Annotated in this window: 7 protein-coding genes and 3 pseudogenes; 6 read left to right on the forward strand and 4 right to left on the reverse strand. The window is 37.1% G+C overall.

Annotated elements, in window-relative coordinates:
• Positions 1–20: 20 nt before the first annotated feature.
• From zwf to FQT24_RS01955, 3 genes are all read right to left on the reverse strand, one after another.
• Positions 21–1,508 carry a glucose-6-phosphate dehydrogenase gene (gene zwf, locus FQT24_RS01945; RefSeq protein ID WP_143952023.1) on the reverse strand — a complete coding sequence of 496 codons (1,488 nt, stop codon included), beginning with the start codon at positions 1,506–1,508 and terminating at the stop codon, positions 21–23.
• A gap of 150 nt (positions 1,509–1,658) precedes the next feature.
• Positions 1,659–2,399, reverse strand: a complete 741-nt coding sequence (locus FQT24_RS01950) for an amino acid ABC transporter ATP-binding protein (protein ID WP_023946889.1) — start codon at positions 2,397–2,399, stop codon at positions 1,659–1,661.
• Positions 2,399–4,564, reverse strand: coding sequence for an ABC transporter substrate-binding protein/permease (locus FQT24_RS01955; RefSeq protein ID WP_143952024.1), 2,166 nt, complete (start codon positions 4,562–4,564; stop codon positions 2,399–2,401). The genes FQT24_RS01950 and FQT24_RS01955 overlap by 1 nt, the downstream gene beginning before the upstream one ends.
• 173 nt (positions 4,565–4,737) lie before the next feature.
• Here FQT24_RS01955 and FQT24_RS01960 point away from each other — a divergent pair, with 173 nt between their 5' ends.
• From FQT24_RS01960 to FQT24_RS01980, 5 genes and pseudogenes are all read left to right on the forward strand, one after another.
• Positions 4,738–5,691: a CPBP family intramembrane glutamic endopeptidase gene (locus tag FQT24_RS01960; protein ID WP_143952025.1), complete on the forward strand. Its 954-nt coding sequence runs from the start codon at positions 4,738–4,740 to the stop codon at positions 5,689–5,691.
• 76 nt (positions 5,692–5,767) lie between these two features.
• On the forward strand, positions 5,768–7,756 hold the full coding sequence (uvrB, locus tag FQT24_RS01965) for an excinuclease ABC subunit UvrB (protein WP_143952026.1): 1,989 nt from the start codon (positions 5,768–5,770) through the stop codon (positions 7,754–7,756).
• 156 nt (positions 7,757–7,912) lie between these two features.
• On the forward strand, positions 7,913–9,031 hold the full coding sequence (locus FQT24_RS01970) for an AAA family ATPase (protein WP_143952027.1): 1,119 nt from the start codon (positions 7,913–7,915) through the stop codon (positions 9,029–9,031).
• Positions 9,024–9,857 (forward strand): hypothetical protein, encoded by an 834-nt coding sequence (locus FQT24_RS01975; RefSeq protein WP_143952028.1) that lies wholly within the window; start codon positions 9,024–9,026, stop codon positions 9,855–9,857. The genes FQT24_RS01970 and FQT24_RS01975 overlap by 8 nt, the downstream gene beginning before the upstream one ends.
• A 293-nt stretch (positions 9,858–10,150) precedes the next feature.
• Positions 10,151–10,385: pseudogene (locus FQT24_RS01980) on the forward strand (DUF1697 domain-containing protein); the annotation flags it as partial.
• Between the two features lie 589 nt (positions 10,386–10,974).
• Here FQT24_RS01980 and FQT24_RS01990 read toward each other — a convergent pair.
• A pseudogene (locus FQT24_RS01990) lies at positions 10,975–11,768 on the reverse strand (IS5 family transposase); the annotation flags it as partial.
• A 46-nt stretch (positions 11,769–11,814) separates the two neighbouring features.
• On the opposite strand from FQT24_RS01990, the pseudogene FQT24_RS11215 reads away from it, so the two are divergent.
• Positions 11,815–12,096, forward strand: a pseudogene (locus FQT24_RS11215) (hypothetical protein); the annotation flags it as partial.
• Between the last annotated feature and the right edge of the window lie 12 nt (positions 12,097–12,108).

Consider the following 12,108-nt stretch of genomic DNA (forward strand, 5'->3'; position numbering starts at 1 on the left):
ACAAACTTGCAGGATTTTTTTTATTCTAAACGGCCATCTTGACGATAGGCGATATCTGGTTGCCAAGTCCATTTGGCACCGAATTTTTCAAGTAAGTCAAAGCTTGCTTGAGGTCCCATGCTTCCAGCTTTATAGTCATGAAGTGGGGCACCATTTTCAGCCCAAAGTTCTTCGATACGGTCAATCAATTTCCATGACGCACCAACTTCATCCCAGTGGCTAAAGTTAGTTGAGTTGTTGTTTAGTACATCATAAATTAATTTTTCGTATGGTTCTGGAGAAGCACCAGTTGCGGTCGCATCTGTACGGTAATCCAGTGAGTTCGGAGCTAAGTTAAATTCTTCTCCTACTTGCTTTCCATTTAGACTGAGAGAGAAACCTTCTGTTGGTTGGATATAGATGGTCAAAATATTTGGAGCAAGTGGTTCTCCAAAGATAGAGTCCATTTGTTTAAAGACGATGTTGACATGAGTTCCTTTTTCAGTCAGACGTTTACCAGTACGGAAGAAGAAAGGAACACCACGGAATCGATCGCTGTCTACAAAGAAGGCACCAGATGCAAAGGTTTCTGTTGTTGATTCTGGATTTACATTTGGCTCGCTACGATAAGAGATATATTTCATGCCATCAATCTTACCTGAACGGTATTGACCACGGATAAAGTGTTCTTTAAGCTCTTCATCCGTTGGATGATAGAGGTTTTTAAAGACCTTAATCTTCTCAGCACGAATCTCGTTTTTTGTGAAGTTTGCTGGCTTGTCCATAGCAAGGAGAGAAAGAAGTTGTAGTGTATGGTTTTGTACCATGTCACGGAGTGCACCAGATTGGTCATAGTAGCCACCACGTTCTTCTACACCCAAGCGCTCCGCAAAGGTAATTTGAACATTGTCGATAAAGTCCTTGTTCCAAACGTTTTCAAAAATCAAGTTTGCAAAGCGAACTGCAAAGATACTTTGAATCATTTCCTTACCAAGATAATGGTCAATACGGAAAATTTGTTCTTCGTCAAATGTTGCTAGGAGTTCGTCATTCAACTTGCTTGCAGTTGCGTAATCTGTACCAAATGGTTTTTCAACGATTAAGCGCTCAAAACCTTTACCATCCACAATGTTTTCAGACTTGAGGTGTTTTGCGATAGTTCCAAAGAACTGAGGTGCCATAGACAAGAAGAAGAGCTTGTTGTGTTCAGCTTGGTACTTATCATTTAGTTCAGCCTGCAATTGACGTAGAGCAATGTAGTGTTCTGTATCGTTGACATCATGACTTTGATAGTAGAAGTGACTAGCGAACTCCTGAGCCTGTTCGGTACTATCTGCCAAATCAAGGATCGATTCGACTACAACAGATTCAAAATATTCCTTGCTCCAAGGACGACGAGCAGTTCCAATGACTGCAAAGTGCTCGGAAAGATTGCCGGATTTATAAAGTCTAAAAAGGGAAGGGTAGAGCTTGCGTTTAGCCAGGTCTCCACTCGCACCGAAAATTGTAACAATAACCTTAGATGACATCTAGCTACCTAATTTCTATTTTTATTCCTAGTCTTGCTAGGTATGAGGAAACCTCATTTCATAAACTTAATTCTAACATAATTTTCCGAAAAATCAAAAAATCCAATACGAGATAGAAAAAAACTGTAAGGAAATCCTTACAGTTTGAGTTTAGACGTTTAAGACCTTGTCCAAGAACTCTTTCAGACGTGGGTGTTGTGGGTTATCAAAGATTTGATCAGGTGTTCCGTCTTCTAGGAATTCACCGTCTGCAGTAAAGATAACGCGGTTGGCAACTTGACGGGCAAATCCCATTTCATGGGTTACGATAATCATGGTCATACCTTGCTCAGCCAATTCCTTCATAACGTTCAGTACGTCTCCGACCATCTCAGGGTCAAGGGCTGAAGTTGGTTCATCAAAGAGCATGATATCTGGGTTCATTGCAAGTCCACGAGCGATGGCCACACGTTGTTTTTGACCACCTGATAGGCTATCTGGGTTAGCATTAGCTTTATCTGCTAGCCCAACCTTCTCAAGCAACTCCATTCCCAATTTCTCAGCTTCTTCCCTAGTCATCAACTTGTGCTCGATAGGAGCAAAAGTAATGTTGTCCAATACAGACATATGAGGGAAGAGGTTAAAGTGTTGGAACACCATTCCGATATTTTCACGAACGTGGTCAACGTTGGTTGTTTTTTCAGTTAAGTCATAGCCGTTCACAGTGATGTGACCGCTCGTAACTTCTTCTAGAAGATTAAGGCTACGGAGGAAGGTCGACTTACCAGATCCTGAAGGACCGATGATACAAACAACATCTCCTTCATAGAATTTAGTTGTGATTCCTTTTAGAACCTCATTTTTTCCATAGTGCTTGTGTAAATCATTTACATCAATTTTTAATTTTGCCATTAACGAATCCTCTTTTCTAAGCGTTTCGCTAGTCTAGTCAAAAGTGTGATAATTACAAGATAGAAGATAGCAAGGATTGCATACATCTTGAAACTTTGGTAGTTACGGGCGATGATAATCTTACCAGTTTGGAAGAGTTCAACCAAACCGATAGCAGATACGATGGTTGTATCTTTAAGAGCGATAACGAATTGGTTAACAAAGTTTGGCAACATCAATTTAGTCGCTTGTGGCAAGATAATCTTACGCATGGTTTTTCCATAAGAGATACCCAAGCTTCGGCTGGCTTCCATTTGGCCAACCGGAACGGCCTGAATACCACCACGAACGATTTCAGCGATATAAGCAGCAGCATTGAGTGAGAGGGCAATAGTACCAGCTACGAAGTCGTTAATTGGACTTTGTTGTCCTGTGATGGACTCGATGAAGTTTGGAATTCCCCAGAAGATGAAGGCTGCAAGAATCATCAAAGGGATACCACGGATAACGTCAACGAAAATCTCAGAAATCAGACGAAGAGATTTGTAGGGGCTGACACTAAACATACCGAAGATAATCCCGATAACAATGGCAATAGCAAATGAGATAAGAGCTAGAGCAAGAGTGATACCAAGACCGCTAAGGAGCTGTTTGTAGTTGTTTTGAAGCAAGCCCCAGATAGTTGTCTCATCAACAGTGCTTGTTGAAGCAGTTGATGACTCACTAGCTAGGTATTTATCAAGAATCTTTTGAAATTCTCCGTTTGCTTTAAGGTTTGCAAGTCCGTTGTTGAACATTTCAATCAATTCTGGATTTGCTCCCTTTTTAACGGCAAAGGATGTTTCACCGATTGGAGTTCCAGCGATTGGAGTTTTCAATTTTTGTCCTTGACTGATAGAATATTTGAGGACAGGTTCATCATCCATAACGGCATCGATGGCACCAGTGTTTAAACTGTCATACATTGATGAACCATCAGCGAAGGTTTTGATTTTGTAACCGTATTTGCTTTGATTTTCTGTTAAGAAGGTTTGAGAAGCAGTTCCGTTTTTAACACCAACTGTCTTCCCTTTTAAATCTTCATAAGAAGCAATGGTGCTTGATTCTTTGACACCAAGGATTGTATTAGCAGTGTAGTATGATTCTGAGAAGTCAAAAGTTGCCTTACGAGCATCTGTGACAGACATACCAGCAATGATACCATCAGCTTGTCCAGCTTGAACAGCACTGATAGCAGCATCAAAACCAGGGTTGGTGATTTCAATTTCAAAACCTTGGTCTTTAGCGATGGCCTTAATCAAGTCCATATCAATACCAGTAAATTGGTTGCTTGAATTTTGGAAAACAAAAGGTGCAAAAGAAGAATCGCTGGCAATAATGTATTTAGCTTTAACAGGAATGGCTTTTAATCCTGCTAGAGTAGTTGTAGTTGGCACTGCTGAAGATGATGAAGCAGTCCATTTCTTGATGATTTTATCAAGACTACCATCTTTTTTCATTTCAGCCAAGGCTTGGTTAAATTCAGTGACTAGGTGCTCGTATTTGCTTCCTTTTTTAACACCGAAAGCAAAACTTCCTACAGCTTCACCATCCATTTCAATATGGAGGTCTTGACCTTGGTTAATGGCATATTCGATAACAGGTTTGTCATCCATCATGGCATCGATGGCACCAGCACTCAAGCTGTTGTTCATCAAATCACTAGTGTCAAATGTTTTAATAGTAAAGCCGTATTTATCTTTGATTGTTTCAAGAAAACGTTGAGCAGCAGTTCCGTTTTTAACACCAACGGTTTTGCCAGTTAATTGGTCATATTTACTAATCTTGTGTGCCTTTGTAGTTGCAATGACAACTTTTGTATCATAGTAAGTATCAGACATGGTGAAGACTTTTTCACGTTCTTTCGTCTTTGTCATCCCTGCCATGATAGCGTCAGCTTGACCAGCTTGAACCGCATTTACCGCTGCATCAAATCCAGGATAGGACATCTGAATGTTCCATCCTTTAATCTCAGCGACTTTGTTGATAATGTCAACATCAATTCCTTTATAAGTTTGATCTGAATCTTTAAACTCAAAAGGTGCATAGGCGGTATCAGACACAATCTTAATAGTTTCTGCCTTTGCAATACCTAATGAGAAAATTGGGAATAAAATTAGCAAAAATGCTAGAAATTTTTTCTTCATTTTTAGTCTCCTTTTCCGAATATTTTCCCATTATATCAGAAAAAACTAAAAAATGCAAATCTAGGAGCTTTTATGTTAGAAGATATAACATAAAAGCTTTTTATTTCTTTCTTGAACTGCTACCACAAAGTGCTATAATAATAGTATATAATGGAAGAAAAGAGGACGGAGATGTGAAGAACAAAAGAATTTTTAAAGACTTCCAAGCTTCTCAAATGCGGTTAAACCTCTACACAAGCCCCTTGTTAGCCTTTGCTTTTGTCTTTATAGGAGAGTTTGTGGCTTATACTTTATATGGTATTAGTTTGTTAGCTCTCATCGGACTTGCTAGAAATTTTGGAGAGGCTGGTCAAGCTTTTGCAACCTACTTGCAGACTTTGCAGCAGAGCTTGATGGATAAAACAAGTGACTTTCATTTAATCTTAGAATTGCTGGCCTTTGGTTTTATTCTCAACACTGTGTTCAGATGGACTAGAAAAGTTGAGAAAAGACCTATTCGAACTTTGGGATTTTATAAAGAAAATTTCCTCAGCTATCTTCTTAAAGGGTTTGGGCTAGGTCTGGCACTTTTTCTTCTGACCTTGTTAGGTTTAGTGGCCTTGGGGCAATATCGTTTTGAGTCTATTCACTTGAATCCTTATTCGCTTGCCTTTGTCATTTTTACCATTCCATTTTGGATTTTACAGGGGACAACAGAAGAAGTGGTGGCCCGTGCTTGGCTCCTTCCTCAATTGGCTTCAAGAACCAATCTAAAACTAGCTGTTGTTATATCTAGCCTATTCTTTACCCAGCTTCATGTGGGAAATTCTGGTCTCACACCTCTATCTCTAGTGAATCTCTTTTTATTCGGAGTTGCTATGTCACTTTACCTCCTCAAAACCGATACAGTTTGGGGTGTTGCAGGTATTCATGGGGCTTGGAATTTTGCTCAAGGAAATCTATTTGGGATTTTAGTTAGTGGTCAACCGTCAGGAACGTCTCTGATGACCTTTTTACCACAAGGTAATCAAGGCTGGTTATCAGGAGGATCTTTTGGGATTGAAGGTTCTATCATGACAAGTTTAGTCTTGTTACTGCTGATTGTCTATCTCGCTTACCAATTAAAGAAAGAAAATGAAAGGATGTGACTTCGGTCCGTCCTTTTCTTCGTGAAAATGCTATAAGTATGCTAAAATAGGAATAGCACATGGAAAGAGGATTCTTATGATCAATCGCATTACAGATAATCAATTTAAACTAGTATCAAAATATCAACCATCAGGAGATCAACCACAAGCTATCGAGCAGTTGGTTGATAATATCGAGGGTGGAGAAAAAGCTCAGATTCTGATGGGGGCGACCGGAACAGGGAAGACCTATACCATGAGTCAGGTTATTTCCAAAGTCAATAAACCAACTCTGGTCATCGCCCACAATAAAACTCTAGCAGGACAGCTCTATGGGGAGTTTAAGGAATTTTTCCCTGAAAATGCAGTTGAGTACTTTGTGTCTTACTATGATTATTACCAACCTGAGGCCTATGTCCCTTCCAGTGATACCTATATTGAAAAGGACAGCTCTGTCAATGACGAGATTGACAAACTCCGCCACTCAGCGACTTCAGCCCTTCTGGAGCGTAATGATGTTATTGTCGTTGCCTCAGTCTCTTGTATCTATGGTTTGGGTTCGCCCAAGGAATACGCTGATAGTGTCGTTAGTCTCCGTCCAGGTCTTGAAATTTCTCGTGATAAACTCTTAAATGACTTGGTCGATATTCACTTTGAGCGAAATGATATTGATTTCCAACGTGGAAGATTTCGTGTGCGTGGGGATGTGGTGGAGATTTTCCCAGCTTCCCGTGATGAACACGCCTTTCGAGTCGAATTTTTTGGAGATGAAATTGACCGTATTCGTGAGGTTGAGGCCCTGACTGGTCAGGTATTGGGAGAAGTGGATCATTTGGCGATTTTCCCTGCGACTCACTTTGTGACCAATGACGACCACATGGAAGTTGCCATTGCCAAGATTCAAGCAGAATTAGAAGAGCAACTAGCTATCTTTGAGAAGGAAGGTAAATTGCTTGAAGCCCAACGTTTGAAACAGCGGACAGAGTATGATATCGAAATGTTGCGTGAGATGGGCTATACCAACGGGGTTGAAAATTATTCTCGCCATATGGATGGGCGTAGCGAAGGTGAGCCTCCTTATACGCTTCTTGATTTCTTCCCAGATGATTTTTTGATTATGATTGACGAGAGTCACATGACTATGGGACAAATAAAAGGCATGTACAATGGAGACCGTTCGCGTAAAGAAATGCTGGTTAATTATGGTTTCCGTTTGCCATCAGCCTTGGACAATCGTCCCTTACATCGTGAGGAGTTTGAAAGTCATGTGCATCAGATTGTTTACGTTTCAGCGACACCAGGTGACTATGAAAACGAACAGACTGAGACAGTGATTGAGCAAATCATTCGTCCAACGGGACTCTTGGATCCTGAGGTGGAAGTCCGTCCGACTATGGGACAGATTGATGACCTCTTAGGTGAAATTAATGCCCGTGTTGAAAAGAATGAACGAACCTTTATCACCACTTTGACCAAGAAAATGGCAGAGGACTTGACCGACTACTTTAAGGAAATGGGCATCAAGGTCAAGTACATGCACTCGGATATTAAGACCTTGGAACGGACGGAGATTATCCGTGACCTGCGCTTGGGTGTCTTTGACGTCTTGGTTGGAATCAACCTCCTTCGTGAAGGGATTGACGTTCCTGAGGTTAGCTTGGTTGCCATTCTCGATGCTGACAAAGAAGGTTTCCTTCGTAACGAGCGTGGTCTCATTCAGACCATTGGTCGTGCTGCTCGTAATAGTGAGGGACATGTCATTATGTATGCGGACACTGTGACCCAGTCTATGCAACGTGCCATCGATGAAACTGCCCGCCGTCGCAAAATCCAGATGGCTTATAATGAAGAACACGGTATTGTGCCTCAGACAATCAAGAAAGAAATCCGTGACCTGATTGCTGTGACCAAGGCAGTTGCTAAGGAAGAAGACAAGGAAGTCGATATCAATAGCCTCAACAAACAAGAACGCAAAGAACTCGTCAAGAAACTAGAAAAACAAATGCAAGAAGCCGTTGAAGTGCTTGACTTTGAACTAGCAGCTCAGATCCGTGATATGATGCTGGAAGTGAAGGCGTTGAATTAGGGGAATTCGTAAATGTAGTGTGATAATGAATTAGACAATTTTTACTGATATAAAGCCCCATTTTTAATATACTGTGGGCATATCTTGCACTGAGTGAAAATTTATTGTATAATCAAAATATCCGTAATTTTTTTACGGCTAATAGGAGGTATAAAAATGTTACAAAAATTTAAGGTAAAAGGTTTTAAAAATTTTACATCACAAATTGAGTTTGATTTAACAGCTGGAAATTATTCATTTAATGATAGTATTGTAAAAAATAATATTGTTACTACTGCAGTTATATATGGTGATAATGCCTCGGGCAAATCAAACCTAGGTTTAGCTATAATGGATATTATAACTCATCTGACAGATAATGAAAAAAATATTAATGATTATAAAAAACATTTTTTAAATCTAGAAACTACGCCTGAGTATGCCAAATTTGATTATACATTTAATTTTAATAATCACATTGTAAAATATAATTATTGTAAAAAAGAGTATGATGTGATTTTATATGAAGAATTATTCATAGATAATGAATTGATTGTTAAATACGATAGGCAGGAGCAGATTAAAACAATAAATCTTAAAAATGGTGGTGAAATAAATTTTGAAAAATTAAGAGATGATCAATCACTGGTAAAACTTGCCTATGTTTATTCGACAGGTGGTGATCAGGAAGAAGATACAAAAGATGCTATTTTTGATAGATTTATTAAGTTTGTTGATTCAATGTTATCATTTGATTCAATTTATGGAAATCATTATCAAGGATATACGACAGGACGTGGACAAATCGCTGAAATGATTATTAAAAAAGATAAGGTTAAAGAATATCAACAATTTCTTTCTGAGGTTGGTATTCATTATGAATTGTTTGAAAAAGAGATTGATGATTCGAAACATATTTTTGCAAAATTTCCATCGGGAAAAGAGGCTAATTTCTTTAATATTATGTCTAAAGGAACTCTAGCTTTATCTTTATTTTTCATGTGGTATATGCAAATAGTAGATGGAATTCAATTTTTGTTTATTGATGAATTTGATTCTTATTTTCACCATAATGTATCTAGAGTGTTAATAAATAAATTAAAATTCTCACCGGTTCAAGTTGTTTTGACTACACATAATACTGCAAATATGTCTAACTCTATTTTAAGACCTGATAGTTATTTTACTATTTCTAATAATAGAATTGCTAATATTGCGGATCGTTCTGGTCGTGAAATACGTCAAGCACAAAATATAGAAAAAATGTATCGAGCAGGTAGTTTTGATAATGAGTAATATACTATTTATTGTTGAGGGTATGGTAGATGAGCCAAGATATATAAACCAATTTATTGAATATCACCAATCATGTATGGTAACAAATGGAAATAATGTTATTCCAATTGTTGTTCAGAGTTATGGGACATTAATATATGATTTATATAAAAGAATCTCCAAGTATTTAGAAGAGGATGAATTTGAAACGATTCCTGTCCTACTAGAAATATTAAAAGATAAGTCCATAAAGTATAGTGATGAGCTAGAAGATCATGAAAAGTTCTCGGATATTTTTCTATTTTTTGACTTAGATGCACATTATCACTACAAGAAAGATAAAAGGAATGATCAGGTTTATAAGGAGATTAATAAACTTTTGTCCTTTTTTAATGAATCAACTGACAAAGGAAAACTACTAATTAGTTATCCTATGTTTGAAGCTTTAAAATGCTTTAAAGATGATTTTATAAATGGGAGTAATGTATTGTGCCATTTGTTTGATATTTATGAGGTTAAGAAGAAAGGTAGCAGTACAACATTCAAGGAAAAATATAAGTGTATATCTTCGGAGAGTTATAAAAATCCGGATTATTCTAAAGAGAAGATTGAAAAATTGGTCCAATATTTTATATTGTGTTCTTTCTATTTGGTTGAAAATGAAATCGATATTTCCAATTCTGAAACTATATTTATAAAACAATATGAAAAATTAATTAATCCTAGTGAACAGGTTCTTATTTTATCTGCTTTCCCACATTTTATAATTGATATTTTTGGAATAGAGCCATATTGTAAAATTTGGGATTGGACTTTTACATTTAAAAATATTTCTGACTATAGTTAAAGCTCCTTATATTATTGATTGTCGGAAGTGATGTTACAGTAACACTACTGTTAATTAAGAAAAATATAACTAACTTGGATAGATTTAGCATTTTTATTGACTACTGCTATACTTACCGTATTACCTTATGTGAAAAAGATTGATATTACACAATTAGGTTCAGTGGAGTTTAGAAGCGGTGAACAAACTTCAAAAGAGAAGTAATAGAATATCATCAGATACAACTTACTATTTTAGCCTTACTGAATAGATAAAAGGAGCACTATAGGCATTATGCGCTTTTACTCCGTGAAATCAATATCGGTGGAAAAATCAAGGTCGTCATGTCTGATTTGAAGAAGGTTTGGCTGAGTTGAGTTTTGAAAATCCAGTTTTCTACATCAATAGTGGTAATCTTTTGATTTTCCTCTGCCTTTTGTCCTTGTCAACTCTTCCATGCTTGAAAAGGAAATAGCAAATCTACTTACATGGTGGCAGGATGAAACAGCCTTTCAGCTAGATGTTCTCTTTTTTCTACAAGCAACTAATTATCCGAAACGGTAAGACTTTCTAGAAGATAGTGGAGTTGGTGAATGAGAAGTAAGAGCGAAAATAAAAGTAAAAGTTCAGGAGAACAAGTTTAGTCTAGGGTTGGAAAAACATTGGGTAGTAGAAGCTTTTTAAAATTATTTAGTCTTAATAGTTGCTGTAATTAGTGTGGGATATTTAACTTTTGGTAATGAGAGCATTCCTGCTTCACTTCGTCATTTTAATTATATTAGTCCTTTATATGTATACTTGTTCCTATTGGTGCTTATTCTTTATTATTCTCGATTTGGTAGCTTGATTAAAGATGGAAATGTTCTTTGCAATCTTTAATCAGCTATGTTTGCTTTCCCATTTGTTACCTACCTAATCTCTTTCTTCAACCTATTATTTACTATGGTGATTTTAATATATAATAAAAAGGAGAAAAAACATTACCAAAGAAAATTTCTTAAAGGTATTTTCATTTAAAACACTCTATCTAGACTTGCTAACCTTTGTAATTCTTCATTTGATTTTGTTAGTTTTGGGTCTATCCTTTACTTCGGTCTTGTGGAATAGCTGGTTTTTTATTAGAGTTCCTGCGAAACCAGAATCCTAGTTCACTGTTGATAATGCCAGCAATCAAATTTATTCGTAATCCAAAGAGTTTACGTCGATTTCGATAGGTTGTTTAAAACATTTTAAACGTTTTTACTTTGTCAAAAATATTCTCAACCTTGATTCTCTCTTTAGATAGCACATGATTATAGGATTTATCTTCAAGAGTTAGTGGCTTAAGTTTCCTCGAAGTTTGCGCTTGTGAATACATCTTCATGTTTCCTTGATAACCACTGTCAGCCAAGATCTTACCAGCTTGTCCGATATTTCTGCGACTCATTTTGAACAACTTCATATCATGGCAATAGTTCACTGCAATATCCAAAGAAACAATTCTCCCTTGGCTTGTGACAATCGCCTGAGCCTTCATAGCATGACATTTCTTTTTAAAAGAATAATTGGCTAGTTGATTTTTTAGGACGATTGATTTTTACCTCTGTTGCATCCACAATCACCGTATCCTCAGCACTAAGATGAGTTTTTGAAATCGTAAAGCCACTTTGAATAAGAGTTGCTTCAACCCATTGACTCCGACGGATTAAGTTGCTTTCGTGAATGCCAAAATCAGCCGTAATTTGTTCATAAGTGCGGTATTCTCGCATGTATTGGAGAGTAGCCATGAGGAGGTCTTCTAGGCTTAACTTAGGGGTTCGTCCACCTTTTGCGTGTTTAAGTTGATAAACTGTTTTTAACACAGCTAACATCTCTTCAAAAAGTAGTGCGTTGAACACCAACAAGGCACTTAAATCGTGCATCAGTTAATTGTTTACTTACTTCATAATTCATAGTTTTATTGTATCATATTTTGTTTCGCAGGAAGTCTATTCGTTATTTGACTTTCTTTATACATCCATGGATAGTCTTTTTTAGGATAAGAGATTTTCATTGGTATCACCTCATTTTTGAATTATTCAATGCACTAGTGGCACTTTACTTTAGTTTTTCAGCCTTTTTGCTTTGTCAATCATTCTGAGTTCAGTCATTTCCATTAATATAGACTATCATATACAAAATAAAGAAATTATCATTGTCAGAGGTTTTGTAGCAACATCATGAATTGATCAATTCCTTTATCATGAAGTCAGCAGTAGAATACAACGAAGATCTGTTTTAATAACTTAGAAAG

It is taken from the genome of Streptococcus mitis (assembly GCF_901542415.1).
GTDB classification, from domain to species: Bacteria; Bacillota; Bacilli; order Lactobacillales; family Streptococcaceae; genus Streptococcus; species Streptococcus mitis_BL.

Coding starts and splice junctions, on each gene's coding strand:
- FQT24_RS01970 (WP_143952027.1), top strand. CDS start 7,913: ATGTTACAAAAATTTAAGGTAAAAGGTTTTAAAAATTTTACATCACAA.
- FQT24_RS01975 (WP_143952028.1), top strand. CDS start 9,024: ATGAGTAATATACTATTTATTGTTGAGGGTATGGTAGATGAGCCAAGA.
- FQT24_RS01955 (WP_143952024.1), bottom strand. CDS start 4,564: ATGAAGAAAAAATTTCTAGCATTTTTGCTAATTTTATTCCCAATTTTC.
- zwf (WP_143952023.1), bottom strand. CDS start 1,508: ATGTCATCTAAGGTTATTGTTACAATTTTCGGTGCGAGTGGAGACCTG.
- FQT24_RS01950 (WP_023946889.1), bottom strand. CDS start 2,399: ATGGCAAAATTAAAAATTGATGTAAATGATTTACACAAGCACTATGGA.
- uvrB (WP_143952026.1), top strand. CDS start 5,768: ATGATCAATCGCATTACAGATAATCAATTTAAACTAGTATCAAAATAT.